Here is a 16698-nt window from a genome sequence, read left to right on the forward strand (position 1 = left end):
TAGGCCGGCGACCCCATAAGGCTTTCGGAAACAGCTACTACCGGGAGTTGCAATATTGGGCGCCGACCTTCTCGAACATCGACTGTCAATAATTCGCCTGGGTGTAAGTCCAGAATTTTGGCCAGGCCAGATGACAAGATAACCCCGTCCTTTCGCATTGGTATCATGCGTTCGGCAGCGTCGACAGCGCGGTTCAGTCTTGGAAACTCCGTCAAACCGTTTACTGCACCGCGGTATGACAAACGGCCGTTTCGAAAGATTACAGGCACGATGCGCACAGGTTCTGTCTCTATAACCCCATCGATAGATTGAATATCGAACAGGCTTTGGCTCGAAATTGGGTTGATGAAACTTACGGAAACATCGCTGCGATCCAGAATATCGAACGTCAGATCAGTCATCTTGTCGAAACTCGCAAGGATAGAGGCCATCGACGCAGAGAGAGCGATACCAGCGCTTACGCCAGCGATCGCGCCGATCATGCGAATTGGCTGTCGGGTAAGTCGACGCAACACCATCCGGGTTGGTTGATCCAGATAAGCGGCCAGTGACTTACCGATTTGGCCACTTCGGCTGTAGTCAGGTGGCGGTGCCGCACGCATCGCGACGGCAGGTGTCAAAGCGAAGACCCGGAGCAATACGACTAGTCCCCCGACCGAGGATGCGAGAATGCTGGCCCCAAATCCAACTACAAAGCTCAGAGGCTCTAACCGAAACACTAAGAAAGGGAATTTGTAGTATATGAGGTAAACATCTATTAACGCGCGCCCGGCAATAATACCCAGAATCCCTCCTAAAAATGCACCGCCACCTGCGATTGTGAGGATCATTTTCAGATAGTGGCTGCCAACCTCCCAATCGGTGAAGCCAAATGCTTTCATCAACCCGATCTCTTCCCTTTCGGAATCCAGCAATCGGGAAATTACAATGTAAAGAAGAAAAGCTGCGACAGCCAAGAATATCGGAGGAACCGTAGCCGACGTTCGGCGCAACCCGTCGATCTCTTCCGAAACAAACTTGTCCGAAGCAAGGTCTTCGAGAGGAAATGCGCCAAGCCCTCCGAATTTGTTCAACAATTGATCGGCTGCCCGCAATATTGCCGGTGTATCAGCCTCGCGACTCAGCGAAATTAGTGCTTCGTTGAATGCCCCATTTAAATTGTATGCAGCCTCCATTGCCGGTCTACTAAGCCAAAGTACAGCAAAGCGACTGTCGTCAGGTATCATTTCGCCTGGTGGCGCGGCAAAAAGAAACTCGGGTGACATCGCAAGTCCGACAATATCGAAATCTCGCCGCGCCCCGTTCATGGTCGCGGAAATCCGGTCCCCGGGTTGCAATCCGTGAGCCTGCGCAAAGCTTTGCAAAACGATAATCTCATCCTGCCGGTTGGTCGCGAAACTCCGGCCGTCCGTCAAATAGATCAGGTTCAATCTGGCTTTTTTGATATCCGGAAGCGAAATAGCTTGAGCGCGAATGGGGATGTCCAGTTCAGGCAAATCCACCAAAGCTTGTCCCACTACGCGGGTTTCGACCGCGGAAACCCCAGGCAGATTTCTTAGTTCTTGAGCGGTGTGTTCAGGAGCTCGGGTGACAGGCGCAAATATATCAGCGAGTCTGTAGCGTTCATAGTATGCGCGTCGCGTTTCATCCAAACTGACGACGAGGCCTGACTGCATAACCTGCATCAAAACACCAAGCGCAATGACCAAACCTATCGCGACGGCCTGGCCCCTGATGCGCCAAAGATCTCGAACAAGTTTTGTTGTTAGGGCGGACATCTTGCGGCTACCATTCAATATCTTCAGGTGCCGATTTGGCGGCGTTTTTTGTGACCTCGATGACCGCGCCATCGCCAAAACGGATAACCCTGTCAGCCATAGCCGCCTGAGACGCAGCGTGGGTAACAATTAAGACAGTTGCACCCAGCCTTTCATTCACGTCTTTCAGAACCTTCAGAACCGTCCTTCCTGTTATACTATCCAATGCGCCTGTCGGTTCGTCGCAAAACAGCACATCTGGCTGTTTGGCAACCGCCCGAGCGATGGCGACGCGTTGCTGCTCACCCCCTGAGAGTTGTGCCGGAAAGTGATCGGTTCTGTTCGTAAGGCCAACAAGGGAAAGCGCTTCGTCTGGGTCCATTGGATTTCGCGCGATCTCTGTGACAAGTTCCACGTTCTCACGAGCCGTAAGACTGGGCATGAGGTTATAAAACTGAAATACAAACCCAACGTGATCTCGCCGATAGCGGGTAAGTTCAGTATCCGACATTGACGTCAAATTCTGGTCGCGAAAGTAAACATTACCCTCCGAGCTGCGATCCAGCCCACCTGCGATGTTCAACAAAGTCGACTTTCCACTACCTGAAGCTCCGAGTAGTACGACAACTTCGTGCTCGGGTATCTCCAAATTTACACCGCGCAATGCGTGAACGGCTGCAGGGCCCTCACCGTAAATTTTCTTCAGATCAGTTATGGTAAACGCGTTCCGTTTCACGGGGTTATATTAGCGTGAATAGTTGCGTGGGTATACGTCCATGCAAGGCTGTCAAATTAACATGATCATCTTGCCCAACAGTTATCTCACGACGGAATCCGAAATCATCCACTTTGCTGCGAAGATGTACGTTCGGACTTCTTGGCCGCTTCAAATGCGGAAGATTAGCTTGGTGACCACGACATTTTTGACGCATTCGAAAACCGTTCGAAGTTGTCTTGCTGCGATCTTTATAAACCAAAATCATTCGTGCTTCTGAATTACGAAAGTGCGCCAAGCGTCCAACAACTTGGTCACACTTGCCAAAAACAATCGGAGCAGCCCTAATACATCTAAGGAAATGAATGATCTCTGAGCCGTAAAGGTCTGATGATGGAGCCGTTGCATGAAAAAGACCTCTCAGCCTGATAAACCTGCTCCGCAATTTATCGGTCTTACATTTTGGTATCAGTTGGTTGTTTTCCTTTTCTTGTCCGTTGCCTCTTTGGTATTCGCTTCTTCGGTATTGGTTCCACTCTCTTTTGCAGCCCTGCTATTTGTTCTTCTCACCGCGACTTCAGATCGAATTAGCAGGCTAAAACTGATGGGAAGGAACATCCCAAAGTGGTTGGCGCATTTTTCAGCCCTTTCCGTAGTGGTAATTGGGCTTTTGATTGTCGTTTCTATTCTTTCAAGTCAGGCCGGCGAAGTTTCAGAAGCTTTTCCGCGGTATGAAGAGCGGCTGTCGAGTATTCTTGCTCAGGTGGTTTCGATTGTCGGGCAAGACAATTACGCGGCTGCAATGAAGGCGTTTAAACAAATTAACCTCGCCGGATTTGCCAGTGGGGTCATCGGTTCCGCCGGAGCATTTCTAAGCGCTTTTTTTCTTGTGCTTCTTTATGTGCCTTTCATGCTAGCCGAACGAGTTCAAATGCAGGCCAAAGTAAAACTAGCGATTCCAGATGCGGAAACCGCTGACAAAGTTCGGCAAGTTCTTAAGAGTACTTCTGACAGCATCCAACGATACGTTGGAATTAAAACACTTGTGAGCGCGATTACCGGCTTGGGCAGTTACGCGGTAATGGCGTCTGTGGGGCTGGATTTCTCAGAAACTTGGGCCGTGCTTGCATTTTTACTGAATTTTATCCCTACAGTGGGTTCCATAATTGGCGTGGCACTTCCTTCTGTTGTAGCGCTAGTACAGTTTGAAGAAACTGTACCGTTCCTGATCGTTCTGATTGGCTGTGGTGCTGTTCAGTTCTCTGTCGGAAATATTCTGGAGCCAATGCTTCTTGGCAAAAGTCTGAACTTGTCACCATTTATGGTTATTCTGGCGCTCACATTCTGGACGGCAGTTTGGGGGATCGCTGGCGCTTTGATGAGTGTACCGATCACTGTTTGTATAATGATTGTTCTTTCCAACATTCCGCCTACGCAGCCAATTGCAATATTGATGTCCGGTGACGGAAAGATCGGCAATGTAAAAGAAGCAAACAGCTGATCGCTTTGCTTTTCGAATTATTCTGTGACGGAACGCTCTAACTGAGTTTGGCATATGTTAGAAAAACGCCTCCCGTCACATGATTTTCTCATGTAAAAATCAGCTTTTCATCTTTCATAGCTCTTCTAGTTGGGTCGGCATCGCGTCAGAAACATTTAGTCGGCCGCAAAAAGTCGACCAATCATCACGACTACAATGTCAAGCACCAGGAAAAACGAAGTTCAGCGCCTTTGGCTTGATCGATACCTCGAAGCGTTGATCGACCATTGGTTCGCCATCAAGGTTCATATGAAAAGGCTGGGATGTCTCCAGAACCATGCTTTTCAATCGCGATCGCTGAACAACGCCCTCTTTGGGGTCAGAGATATCAGGCAATCTCCCGAAGGGCAGGTTTTCCGGCATAAGCCGATCAGTGGATAAGACGCTTAAATCGAGTAAACCATCTGAAATTTCAGCTTCCGGCGCTACGTCGAAACCACCTCCTGCATAACGACTGTTCGCAATTGCAAGGGCAGAAATTGAAACCTTGTAAGGTGCTCCGCCATCAATCGAAATTTGCGCTGGCACAGATTTCGCATCTGAAAGCTTAGCAAGCCCAAACAACGTATATGCAAGTCCGCCCAGCCTTTTTTTCATTTCCTTGGGCGTAGTTGCAGTGATCATCGCGCCAAAGCCACCGCTGGCCACATTCACAAACGGTTTGCCGTTGATGTAGCCGACATCAATTGGTTCGGCTGCTTTCGTGGCGGCAATCCGAACTGATGCAGACAAATCTGAGCCCTTGTCGCCAAATGCCCGCGCGAAGTCGTTAGCTGTTCCCAAAGGTACCAGCCCCAATGAAACGGGCGCCTTTTTCCGCAACCGCAAAACCGCGGCTGCGACGGAGTTCAAGGTTCCGTCCCCTCCGCCAGCGACAATCCGTGTCACACCATCGTTGATGGCTTCTCGAACAGATTTCCGAAGGTCTTTTCCGGACCAGGGTATGATCACTTTTATGCCAAGCTCTTTTTCAATCGGTCGAACTGCTGCACGCAGATCGGGTCTTGCTGCAGATTTCCTGTTGAGAATAAGCAAAGTATGTTTGGCCATTTTTCCAGAATAAAGACGAGATGTTCTTGCGCAAGCCTTTTGAACTTTTTGCAGGTGCCTTGGGGTGTCACCCTGATCATAAATCGAAGGGTCTAAATCAAAGAAACCTAAGCGAATATCCAAGAAATTTTTAGCGACTTTACAGCCATCAATGGGCGGTCGTTTATTACCAATTTTTATACCTTAGTTCCGTTGGACGTATTTTTACGATTTGCGCTTTGTCCTTGGGAACCAAAATCTCGGCTTAGCTTTCTGTGCCAGGTTCCATACAGAGAGTTTGGCTTAGCGTTTTTGCACGAGCCGTTTAAGATACCATGCAGATGTCGGACGAGGTTCAAAACAGGTTGCAAGCCCGCAACAAGGCTGCCTTTACCGAGGAGGAACGCCGCGGCACAATGCTGGCTGCTAAGGTTCGTACCGTTGCCTTGGTTTTTGTTCTTTTGTGGCAGGCCATAGACAGTCCGGAAACAGGGCCAACGTATTTCTTCAACCTTTTAGAGATCTTCGTTTTCGTCATACTTGGCGGATTCCAATACTGGGTCGCCCGCAAGCACCACACTGGACGAACACTCCAATACTTTTTTGTTTCCGTCGATTGCGTTCTGTTGGCGGCGGTTTTTTCCCTAGGCTCACCTTACAATAACGATCCCCTTCCACCTGCCATTGCGATGGATACTACACGGTTCCTCTATTTCTTTCTGTTTCTGATGCAGGCATCGTTCAGCTTTCGACCTTCTTTGGTCGTCTGGTGCGGGATGAGCATAATTCTAGCCCGCTTTGGAATGTGGTTATGGTTTTTGAACAAACCAAACGTTTACACAAATCTAGATCTTCAGGAGCAAACAGTAGATGCATGGCTTCAAGCCGGTTCGGACCTCAACTTTCTGTTCCTCGGATACGCGGCAACAGAACTTCTGGTCGTATCGATAGTCTCCGCAGGCCTTGCCATCGTGGTCGCGCGTTCCCGACGCCTTGTACTGAACTTACTTTCAACAGAACGAAAACGCGCGAGTTTGGCCCGTTACTTTTCGCCGAATGTCGTAAATCAGTTGAGCAACTCGAATGCTTCGATCGCTGCCGCAAAACAGCAAGACGTGGCAGTTCTTTTCGCGGACATCATGGGTTTCACAAAGCTCTGCGAAAATTCCAGCGCTGAAGAGATCATGGACCTGCTACGAGGATATCATGAGCGTTTGGGGAAGGCCGTATTCGAAAATCAAGGTACTTTGGACAAGTACATTGGCGACGGGCTTATGGCCACTTTCGGCACGCCCGACCCAAGTCCGAATGATCCGGCAAACGCTTTGAATTGCGCCTTCGAGATGATCCAAGCTTTGAACAATTGGAACAAGGAAAGACATTTGTCAGGTCTTGAGCCTATAAACGTGGGAATCGGATTGCATTGGGGTCCAGTAGTGGCCGGAGACATGGGCAACGAGCGTAGGCTTGAATACGGTGTAATCGGTGACACCGTGAATATAGCCAGCAGGATCGAGCATCTCACACGCGAACTTGATGCCCAACTTATTGTCAGCGACGAGTTGGTGCGCGCTATCCAAAAAAATGGCAAAGCGCCGAGCCTCAACCGGCTGACCCTAGCAGGTTACCAAGAAATTCGAGGGAGAGCGTCTGGTTTAAAAGTTTGGAAATATTCTACCGCGTAACAACAAAATGGAACAGCACGTCCGTCCACCTAATTCACTCCAAGTTCCCACAAAAATTGAGGCTTACCGAAATATCCAGACTTAAACGTAGAGGTTGTTTATTGCATTTGCATACCGTTCTGCAATTCGGGCTCGCTTAGGCTTTAGTGTTGGTGTGATTAAGCCACTTTCAAGATCCCAGGGTTCGACCTCGATGACCACATCCCGAACGCGGGCATAGGGTGGAACATCGTATAAACCGAGGGAAATACGCTTTACTAACTTTTTCCGGATTTGTTCTGAAGAAGGTTCGATTTCACGAGCCCACACTTGGAATTTCGGGACGTTCACGACAACAACAGCTGAACACCATGGCTTGCCATCACCCAAAACACATGCCTGATCGATCAGCGGATCTGCAACCAATGCTGTCTCGATCGGTGTGGGATTCACGTTTTCCCCAGTCGAGAGGACGAGGATATCCTTTATCCGACCCTTTATGTAAACTCTACTGTCGACGATTTCGGCGGCATCCCCAGTACGGAGCCAGCCACCCTCATCAAAGGCTTCGCTTGTCGCATCTGGATTTTTCCAATACCCGATCATAGCGCTTGGAGTGCGAATTAACAGTTCTTGTCTGTCGCCGATTTTCAATTCGCTGCCCGGAAGCGCAAACCCAACGCTGTCACAGCGACGGTCATCTATTTTCGACCCGGTAACTGCAGGTCCCGCTTCTGTGAGTCCATAACCTTGCAGTACCGGCAATTCCATCGCCGCAAAGAATCGCGATGTTTCTGCGGACAGGTGCGCTCCTCCACAAACCAGCATTCGTATTCGGCCGCCAAATGCCTCTCGCACTCGCCTTGCTACACGTTGACCAACCAACGCCCAATAGAGCTGGGCAATGGCGGGCACGGTCGGAAGGTTTTTTTCAATAGACTGTCGCCGACGCCAACCTGTTACCTCAGTCCAAGCCAGAATTTTGCGTGAAATAACTGACGTGTCTGCCTTGGAGATTACCCTTTCACGGATCCGTTCAAAAAGTCTCGGAACCGCCAACATTACGGTAGGACGCAACTCTTGCATATCTTCCGCCAAGTCTTGAACCGACCGCGTAAATGCCACCGGACTATTGGCGAGCATGGGACAGAGATAACCCAAAGTTCTCTCAAATGCGTGGGCCAATGGAAGAATGGATAGGAACAAATCTTTTTCGGAAATCGGGTTTATCTTTCCGACAGTCCCCGCATTCCAAAGCAACGCCTTGTGTGCAAGCATCACACCCTTGGGCGGGCCAGTGGTTCCGGACGTGTAGATCAGTGTTGCCAAGTCGTCTTGCGAACCAAAATCGCCACCGACTTTCTGCGTACTACAGCTCAATGGTTCCGGACAAGAAATCGCGCGCCCACCTGAGGCTTGTTTATCTTTGACCAGCCAGACATCTCTAAGTTCGGATAGGGTTTTGCGCTGCGGCCCCAAAGCTTTCCAGCGTTCAATTCCGTCGGTTACACACAGTACCGCGCCGCTGTCGCGTAAAACGTGGCAAATATTGGCGGCGCTGTCCCGGGTGTAGACCGGAACGGTGACAAGCCTTTCGCTCATGGCCGCCAGATCGGTGACAACCCAATCTACCCCGTTGGGTAAGAAAATTCCAACTCTGTCACCTGGGCGCAACCCGGATTGCGCAAACGCGGCACGACGTTTGGCGACACGTTCATGCACCATGCGCCATGTCAAAGTCCGCCATTCACCGTCAACGAACTGTAGATAGGCCGGGCAGTCTGGCGTATCGCTAACCCTTGCTTCAAACGCCTCGGGAATAGTTTGGCACAGCGAAACATCTGCCCTGCTGTCTAACGACCTCTCAAGCATAGCCGATCCTCTCATGCGGGGATCGCAGGCTCCATGATTCAAATCAATTAAAACCACTTCCGGGCGGGCTAACCTTTTTGCGCGTCTTGAGTTGTTTTGAAATTTGAGACTTGGAAAGAAAGGTTCAACTAATGGCTGGAACTGCTTCTTCACCCTCTGAACGGATAAAATCACTAACGCGACTTGTGCAGAACTCGGGTCTCTATCCAAACAATCCCATCGTGAATAGTGCAACGACAGAGCCTGTAATTTGGGTCGATGGCCGGGACCATCTGTTATTCTGCTCGAACAATCTACTTGGTCTTTCCAACCATCCCGACGTCAAGGCGACGGCGCAAAAAGCGCTGGAACGCTATGGGCTCGGATCGGGCGGATCTCGGCAGATGGCGGCAAACATAGATGTTCACAGAGCACTTGAATGCCGCATCGCGGAGTTTGTGGGCCAAGAAGACGCTATCTGTTTTGCCGCGGGTTACATGGCCAATGTTGGGGTCATTCCGGCCCTTATGAAAGTCGACTTTCTTCAATCTCTGGCTCAGACTCACCTTGGCCACCAAGATGCCACCAGCGTCAGAGAAGATGAAACGTTCGGCTGGGAAGTTTTCAGCGAAGAACTGAACCATGCCAGTGTCGTGGATGGCATCCGTCTTGCCAAGGCCAAGGTCAGTCGGTTCCCGCACAAGAATATGGAACGACTGGCGGAAACAATTAGTCAATCAACCATGCCGTCAAAACTTATTCTAAGCGACGGTGTGTTCAGTATGGACGGAGACATTGCCCCAGTTCCAGCGATGGCCGAGCTGGCCCGCAAAAACAACGCTATGCTGATGATCGATGACGCGCACGGGGTTGGGATGCTTGGGGAAAACGGACGTGGCAGCTTGGAACACCACGGAGTTTCTTCATCAGACGTAGACCTGCAAATGGGAACATTTACAAAGGCATTCGGTGGTGTTGGGGGGTACGTCGCGGGTGATCAAGAGGTGATCGACTTCTTAAGAATCTCGGCACGCACCTACATTTTTTCAGCGCCTTTGCCGCCTTCAATCGCAGCAGGTGTGACTGAGGCTATAGACATTGCCGAACGTGAACCTTGGCGGCGTGAAAAGGCGCTGGAGAACGCGTTTTATTTCCGCCGCGAAGTCGAGTCGCAAGGTTACAAAACGCTTGGCAGCGAAGCGCATATCGTCCCGACCCTGATAGGTGACGAACTAAAAGCGGCTGAGGTGACCCGTCTTCTGCGACATCGCGGTATAATTGCGCCGCATGCTCGGTATCCTGCTGTTGCGCTGGGACAAGCCCGAATTCGGTTTGTGATGACGTGCCAACACAAGCGCGAACAGATCGATTTCTTGTTGGGATGTCTCGCGGAAATGCGTGAGACATTGAAACTTTAAGGTTCCTTAGATGATAGTGCCTTCTAATCGCAGAACAGCTCTGATCACAGGGGCGTCTTCTGGAATCGGCCTTGCGTTTGCTGAGGAATATGCACGCGAAGGCGTCAATTTGGTAATTGTCGCTCGCCGCAATGACCCGCTGCAGCAATTGGCGTCTCAGCTTCGTTCAAAGCATGGCATTAAAGTGCAAGTTTGGGCGGGTGATCTTGCTGACCCTGAGACACCGCATCGCTTGTTCAATTTTCTGTCCGAAAGACAAATCCCAGTGGATATCCTCGTCAACAATGCTGGATTTGGGGTTCCGGGAAATTTGTGCGAAGTGGAATGGAGCAGGCATCGTGACACCATCGAAGTGATGGCCGCAGCCCCGGTTCAACTGTGCTATCTTTTTGCGCCAGCGATGCGGGAAAGAAGATCAGGCCAGATCATTAATGTATCGTCGTTGGCTGCACTGCTACCACCGCACGCTGGGGGAACTTTGTACTATCCCTTGAAGTCTTACTTGGCACAATTCTCGCTAGCATTGCGGGCAGAATTGAAAGCAACTGGCGTGAATGTCTGCGCTGTTTGCCCGGGTTTCACACGCACTGGGTTTCAAACTGCGGCAGGTGGCACCGTGGAATCTGTGACGATCCCAACTTGGATGTGGAGCCAGCCTAATGACGTGGCAGTCGCCGCTATACGTGCAGTCAGGAAGAACCAACCGATCTGCATCCCGGGCCTTTTCAACAAGACTGTTGCTCTTTTTTTCAAACTCATGCCTGCTTCGATAGGGAGAATGATAGTCGGTGGTTGACCAATCAGAGTACGTCGCCGGCACTTACCATCAAAGGCCCATTTCGTAATTGCGCAAGCATCGTCTCATTCATACCAACAACATCGATTCTCAGTTTTGCTGACCCTGATATGGAATGGGCCAGCAATCCCATTTTGCCGTACTCTCGAATAGCTCGAAACGATGGGCTGCGCGCATCCAACATAATGAGGCTAATTTTTGCTTGATGGTAATGCAAACAGGTCTCTAACAAACTAAAAAATGCGGCCTCATGTCCTTTATTCAAAATCAGATTCCCAATCCGAACGATTCTTAGATCCTGAAGGTTCAGAAGGCGGTTAAACCCGGGCAACCGTTTCAGAATATTCAATAAAAAAACACCTTGAATGCCGGGCATCGAGACAACGGCCCATCGCAACAACTCGGCCTGAGCCACCGCGACAATCTCCGATCCTTCACGCGAAACAAAGCACTCTTCGGATTTGAAAGACGAGGGGAAATCGGTCAATTCATGGTCTTTATAACTTTCTTCTAACCTTGCCATAACCGGTTGAACTTCATCCGGTCGGATCAAACCTGCAGATGGATCGCGACGCGGGAAAAACCTTGTAAACAGCGTTAAGGGAATGTCTGCCTCAACCGTATGGCCAATTTGATCTGATAGGTGCAGCGAATACTCAGTCGTTTCTTCGACGTAGGTAAAACCGAAGCCTGGCGATCCAACTTCTGACTTACAGTATTCTCCAACGTGCTCGATCAACTGTCCAGCCAGGCCCTGATTTTGTCGATCAGGCCGTGTTGAGGCCATTACAAAGTGAAACCCATTGCACTGGCGCCCCGCTAAAAACTTGGAACATTTATCAAGAACGAAAACGCACAGTTCCTGACCGGCTTCGGATAAAACGAAATAGCTGGGATTGCGCAATCGGGCGAGTTTTTCAGAAATATTCATAATGCGGTACTTGGTCGATCGGCTTCCCCAAATTGTCTGACCGAGCATTTCGACAGTCGCGTCAGACGGTTTGTCCGATCGTGTGATCATTTTTTGGGAATTGATGTCTTTCCAGACCAATTCAACTGTCATGATTTTGGCCTTTGGCAGCACTGCCTAGAACGGTCGCAAGTAAATCTTCGAACAGGCTGCCATCTATTATTATCCGAGGAACCTTGTACTGGCCTCCCAAGTTGCGGCGGGCTTTCATCCACCTAAGAAAACCCCCGGAAGGGACAAATTTTACTTCAGGCGCTGAAATAGCGAGGCCGCTGCCGCGAAGTTCCGAATAGTCTTCGTTTCGCTCAGATAGAACGCGGTCGATGATATCGGCGAAATTCTTTGCAGTTTCCGGTTCTGGCGCGCCTTCAACCTCAATGAGGAAGAGGTGGCGATTGCCTCTGATTTCGCGAATGGGCCCCACACAATAATCGAGAACTGAGAGACCTGCTTGCGATGCTGCGAAAGCCACAGCGTCTGCGATTTCCGCCTCGATCAGATGTTCCCCAAAGGCTGACAGTCCATTCTCAACTCGTCCAACAACAAACAAACGAGGCGGCGAAGTGTCTACAAAGCGAACAATGTCACCCACCAGATACGACCAGAGTCCAGCAGCTGTTGAAACTATCAAAGCATAATCTACTTCAGTTTCAATATTTCCCACCCAATGCCGATCAGGGTTTTCCGAATGAACCTGTTCCGCAGGTATGAATTCAAAGAAAACCTGCCCGTTCAGATGCAAGCGCATGCCCTCACCGTCGCCACGGTCGGCATAGGCAAATACGCCTTCACTTGCCGAGTACATCTCGCGTGTCTCTGCATGACCTCCCTGCATCAAGTCTGAAAACCGATGCCGGTAAGGAGCAAAGTTTACGCCCCCATGAACGATTAGTTCCAGGTTGGGATACCAATCGACAAGTCTGCCATTCAGCCTCTGCTGGGTTTGGGCCAATTCTTCCATGAAGATTAATAACCAGTTGGGTGATCCACCTAAGAAACGAACGTCTTGCTGCAAAGACAAAGGGGCCAGCCGGCGGATCTTTTCCTCCCAGTCTGCGATACCGGCAATGTCTGGGGGCGGTAGCACACGATCAGCAAACCAACTTGGTAAAGCGCCAGCTGTAATCGCGCTGACAGAACCTACGTCTACACCCGGCATCGCGTGCTGCAGTTGAGCTGGCCCTGTCAGCCCCAGCGCAGAACCGCCCAACAACCGGCTGTCAGGTCTGTGAACAAAGTGGTGGCATAACAGATCCAAAAAACCTCGCGCTGCGGAGCGCCGCATCTCGGTCGTATAGGGAATGAATTTGGAACGACCAGTCGTTGTCCCGGAAGTCATCGTGAAAAAGGGGATCCGCCCCGGCCAAGTCTCGTTGATTAGATCCGGATAACCACCCTTCCACCAGTCTTGCCAGAACTCGTAGTAATGACGAACAGGCACTCTTTTCTGGAATTCTTCAATCTGGGTGATTTGGTCGAAGCTATGGGTTTTCCCGAACTTTGTTTTAGCCGCCCGTCTTACGAGCCGGATCAATAATCGCGACTGAATGATATTGGGGCTTTGCCTGTTCAAACTCCATACCCGCGCGTTTGCATACCGCCGAGCTATTGGACTGAAGTCTATCATGCGGGCGGACTTTCCGTTTGCTCGTGTTGGATGTGGTTTTTTCATTGGCTCCGCCGCCTATCCCACCAAATCAGTTTGTGAAAACGTCAAGCTCTCCAATATTTTTGGCTTTAACCAGGAATTGATGGCTGAACTTCCCTTTGTGGAATTCACTTAGTTCGTTCCAGAACTCTTGACTTAGCCTAATACCACCCAACGCACCCTCACCTTGCTCTATATCGTCAGAATGGATCTGCTCCAATCTGGCCGCCTTGTTTACCTCAGGGCCTATCATGGTGAATTGGTGTCGTGTCGCTGAGCCAAAGTCTCCACTTACGACCAGACCAAGGTGCAGACCAATCCTTAAGGACAGCGGTTCATTTCCTATTTTTATTTCCGAAACATTCTTAGCCGCTTGCTCCGCAGCGTTAACCGCTTCAGCACAAATCGCTGCAGCACTTTCTCTTTTGTCCTTCATCACCCAAAACGCCATCAAGCCGTCACCTATGAACTTGTCGATATGCCCGCCGCAATCCAAAACAGGCGTCGTCTGAGCGTTAAAAAAACGTTGGACAACATCCGCAATTCGTTCCGGCGAAGTCTTCAGGGTGAACCTGCTAAAGTTGACAACATCCGAGAACCAGATAACCGCGCGCTCTACGACATAATCTGCTTGGTGTTCACCACCAGATTGCATTCGGCGGCTTAACGCGTATTGGTTGGTGTATGCATGAAGAATGCGCGTATCGTCAGCCAGCTGGCGACCCAAAGACGCGGTTTTTCTGGTCGCGTTTTGAAGTTTGATTGATATAATTTTTGCTATGTTACGCCACAGAACGCCAGATTCCGGGTGCGCTTCTATTTTCGTTTTGTCGATGATCAAAACTTCAACGTTGCTTTCGTCAGCGACCAACTCGTAAATACGACGATATCCATTACCTACCAGATGCTGTTCCCCAATGACCTCATTTCGGCGTCTCACAAACAAAGTTTGATCGTTCAGTCTGACTGCAACGGAACCTGTTACAATAATCCAAAGGCATTCGGCCGGATCACCCGGGCGACATATGCTTTCTCCCTCGGCATACCTGTACGGACGTGGCTCCAGCGCCAAAGGATCTTGCACGTCATCTACAAGGCCACAAAGTAAAAGTGCCTCTTCTTGATCTATATTGAGCTCTTTGATCCGAGTTATTGACGACTTGGCTGCCATTGTTCACACCCTACAACAGCTTCAAAACAATTGAAACGTACCGGTATCCTAGCACAGTAAAGGCTGGTTACTGTCACATTGTACCCCGTCGTTCGACCATACGAAGATTTTGAGATCTAGAGCGTCACTTGCCACGGTGTAGCGCGCGAAAGACAAAACAGTTTCATATCCGGGTTCGATGCCCAGGTTTTCCGAGGTCTGGCGAAGAAATGCTTGCAGAATGTGTCGCCAGCAGAAGAAAAGATTAACGGAGAAGACTTTCAGCTTGTTTCGGCGTGAGTATATCAGGCCGATCACATGTCGTCGTAACCTCGATCCAACGGCGCTGTTCCGCCGCATTCAAAATCGCTGTCATGACTTCTACAACGTGGGTCGCCAGTTCGAGACTGCAGCGGTGCGGCACATTTTGGATAATGGCCGAAGCCATATCTGCAAGCCCAGCGCAACGATAGTTGGCGCGGCTGAGTCCGCTCCCGTCTTTTGTATTGAACACTGAAAAGGGATGAGCTCGTTCCGTAATTTCGGCAGTTTCTCCAGTTGCATCCGTCATACAAACTTCACCGCCGAAGAAATTTGGATCAGGTACAAAAAGTGATCCGGTGGTGCCGTAAAGCTCCATGTTTGCGTGACGATGATCCCAAACGTCCCAGCTCGCCCCTAGGGTCACCAGTGCGCCACTAACGAACTCGAGGATTGCATGAATATTCGTTGGAGTTTCGACCCCGACTTCTTCGCCTTCTCGTGGGCCGTTGCCGATTGTACGTGTCCTGAAACCGGTCGATGCCATAGCTGTTACCGACTTTACGGGTCCGATCAACTGCACAAGGTTGGTCAAGTAGTAGGGTCCTAGATCAAGAATGGGGCCGCCACCGGGTTGGAAGAAAAAATCAGGGTTGGGATGCCAGGCTTCCATTCCGTGCGACATCACATGGCAAGTTCCGCCTATGATCTTACCAACCTGACCTTCGTCTATCGCTGCCCGGGCAAGCTGATGTGCGCCACCAAGGAACGTATCCGGCGCCGACCCGACCCTAAGCCCCTTGCTTTGCGCAAGTTGGCGAAGCTCTTCGCCTTCCTTCAGGGTTAGAACAAAGGGCTTCTCAGAATAAGCGTGTTTGCCGTTCTCCAATATTCGTTTCGTTACTTCAAAATGAGCGGCAGGGACGGTCAGGTTGACGATAATTTCGATGTCGTCCGCAGCAAGCAGGTCGTCAATCGCAACGGCTCTCACGCCAAATTCTTGAGCTCGGGCTTCGGCAGCTTGCATGTCCAGATCAGCTACTGCCCGGACTTCGAGGAAATTGAACAAGGGCGCCAACTCCAGGTAGGCGGCCGAGATATTTCCACATCCGATGATACCAATTCCAAGGTTCCTCATGACAAAGCCCCTCAGAACGCCCGAACACTGGCAAGCGAACGGGTTGCCATGCGTTTATGATCACTCGGTTTATCGTGTTCGATGATGTAGCGTTCAACGCCTGCTGTATCCATTGCCCGCTTGATGGCAGCCCAATCCAAGATACCGTGACCTACGTCGGACCAACCGTCTTCGTCCTTGTTCTCGCCCTGCGGAGCGACGTCCTTTACATGAACGGCAACTATTTTGCCGGACAACCTTTCCAGCCATTGGACAGGATCCTGACCCGCGACCTTGACCCAAGCAAGATCAAGCTCAATTCCGATATCTTCCGAGGCGGCAGCGATCAGATCCAAAGGCATGACACCTTCGACTGGACTCAGTTCGAATTCGTGGTTGTGCCACGCAAACTGTAATCCTGCCGCAACTATAGGCTCACTGGCCTTCGCCAGCCTCTCACTAAATGATTTCCACCCTGCTGCAGTTGTAGGCCGGTCTGATGACGCCAGGAAAGGAATGACAACAACTTGAATGCCCAGCGCCTTTGCCGTCTCGACGGCTCGTTCAGGGTTATTCTCAACAAAATCCAAAGAGAAATGAGCCGTCGGCATCTTGAGGTTGTTGGCCTCAAGCATCGCCGCAGTTCTGGACGGGTCCTCAAAATACGGTCCGAACCCTTCAACTTCCGTTATACCGAGTTCAGCGAGCATCGAAAAAGTCTCCTCAGCGTCCCAATCACGCGAAGAATAAAGCTGGTAAGAAATGGATGGCATAGAATGTCC

The 16698-nt window shown here is 50.5% G+C and carries 13 protein-coding genes; 4 read left to right on the forward strand and 9 right to left on the reverse strand.

The genetic code is table 11. The annotated features are described in order from the left end of the window. Both AC2FNE_RS16760 and AC2FNE_RS16765 read right to left on the reverse strand, forming a co-directional pair. On the reverse strand, positions 1-1778 hold a 1778-nt coding region (locus tag AC2FNE_RS16760; protein ID WP_496805837.1), incomplete at its 3' end, for an ABC transporter permease. Between the two features lie 7 nt (positions 1779-1785). Next, on the reverse strand, positions 1786-2493 hold the full coding sequence (locus tag AC2FNE_RS16765; protein ID WP_496805838.1) for an ABC transporter ATP-binding protein: 708 nt from the start codon (positions 2491-2493) through the stop codon (positions 1786-1788). A 385-nt stretch (positions 2494-2878) separates the two neighbouring features. Here AC2FNE_RS16765 and AC2FNE_RS16770 point away from each other — a divergent pair, with 385 nt between their 5' ends. Continuing rightward, on the forward strand, positions 2879-3973 hold the full coding sequence (locus AC2FNE_RS16770; RefSeq protein WP_170606307.1) for an AI-2E family transporter: 1095 nt from the start codon (positions 2879-2881) through the stop codon (positions 3971-3973). 198 nt (positions 3974-4171) lie between these two features. Here AC2FNE_RS16770 and AC2FNE_RS16775 read toward each other — a convergent pair whose 3' ends face one another. Next, a complete protein-coding gene (locus AC2FNE_RS16775; protein ID WP_170610772.1) occupies positions 4172-5062 on the reverse strand; it encodes a YegS/Rv2252/BmrU family lipid kinase in 891 nt (296 codons plus the stop codon). Between the two features lie 320 nt (positions 5063-5382). Between AC2FNE_RS16775 and AC2FNE_RS16780 the strand changes: the two genes are divergently transcribed. Further along, positions 5383-6726: an adenylate/guanylate cyclase domain-containing protein gene (locus tag AC2FNE_RS16780; protein ID WP_496805839.1), complete on the forward strand. Its 1344-nt coding sequence runs from the start codon at positions 5383-5385 to the stop codon at positions 6724-6726. Positions 6727-6807: 81 nt separating this feature from the next. Here AC2FNE_RS16780 and AC2FNE_RS16785 read toward each other — a convergent pair whose 3' ends face one another. Further along, complete coding sequence (locus AC2FNE_RS16785) at positions 6808-8577, reverse strand: AMP-dependent synthetase/ligase (protein WP_170610775.1); 1770 nt, start codon at positions 8575-8577, stop codon at positions 6808-6810. Positions 8578-8708: 131 nt separating this feature from the next. Here AC2FNE_RS16785 and AC2FNE_RS16790 point away from each other — a divergent pair, with 131 nt between their 5' ends. Further along, on the forward strand, positions 8709-9974 hold the full coding sequence (locus tag AC2FNE_RS16790) for an aminotransferase class I/II-fold pyridoxal phosphate-dependent enzyme (RefSeq protein ID WP_496805840.1): 1266 nt from the start codon (positions 8709-8711) through the stop codon (positions 9972-9974). 10 nt (positions 9975-9984) lie between these two features. Continuing rightward, positions 9985-10770 carry an SDR family NAD(P)-dependent oxidoreductase gene (locus AC2FNE_RS16795; RefSeq protein ID WP_170606317.1) on the forward strand — a complete coding sequence of 262 codons (786 nt, stop codon included), beginning with the start codon at positions 9985-9987 and terminating at the stop codon, positions 10768-10770. A 4-nt stretch (positions 10771-10774) separates the two neighbouring features. Here the strand turns inward: AC2FNE_RS16795 and AC2FNE_RS16800 are convergent, their stop codons facing one another. The 5 genes from AC2FNE_RS16800 to AC2FNE_RS16820 all read right to left on the reverse strand — a co-directional run bounded on the left by AC2FNE_RS16800 (position 10775) and on the right by AC2FNE_RS16820 (position 16689). Further along, on the reverse strand, positions 10775-11833 hold the full coding sequence (locus AC2FNE_RS16800; RefSeq protein WP_496805841.1) for a hypothetical protein: 1059 nt from the start codon (positions 11831-11833) through the stop codon (positions 10775-10777). Continuing rightward, entirely contained in the window at positions 11823-13412 is a 1590-nt protein-coding gene (locus AC2FNE_RS16805; protein ID WP_496805842.1) for a GH3 family acyl-acid amido synthetase, read from the reverse strand. The genes AC2FNE_RS16800 and AC2FNE_RS16805 overlap by 11 nt, the downstream gene beginning before the upstream one ends. A 25-nt stretch (positions 13413-13437) precedes the next feature. After that, on the reverse strand, positions 13438-14559 hold the full coding sequence (locus tag AC2FNE_RS16810) for an adenylate/guanylate cyclase domain-containing protein (protein ID WP_170606322.1): 1122 nt from the start codon (positions 14557-14559) through the stop codon (positions 13438-13440). A gap of 244 nt (positions 14560-14803) precedes the next feature. Further along, positions 14804-15937 carry a Gfo/Idh/MocA family protein gene (locus tag AC2FNE_RS16815; protein ID WP_496805843.1) on the reverse strand — a complete coding sequence of 378 codons (1134 nt, stop codon included), beginning with the start codon at positions 15935-15937 and terminating at the stop codon, positions 14804-14806. Between the two features lie 11 nt (positions 15938-15948). Next, complete coding sequence (locus tag AC2FNE_RS16820; RefSeq protein WP_496772668.1) at positions 15949-16689, reverse strand: sugar phosphate isomerase/epimerase family protein; 741 nt, start codon at positions 16687-16689, stop codon at positions 15949-15951. Positions 16690-16698 lie beyond the last annotated feature (9 nt).

It is taken from the genome of Ruegeria sp. YKSD179 (assembly GCF_059612885.1).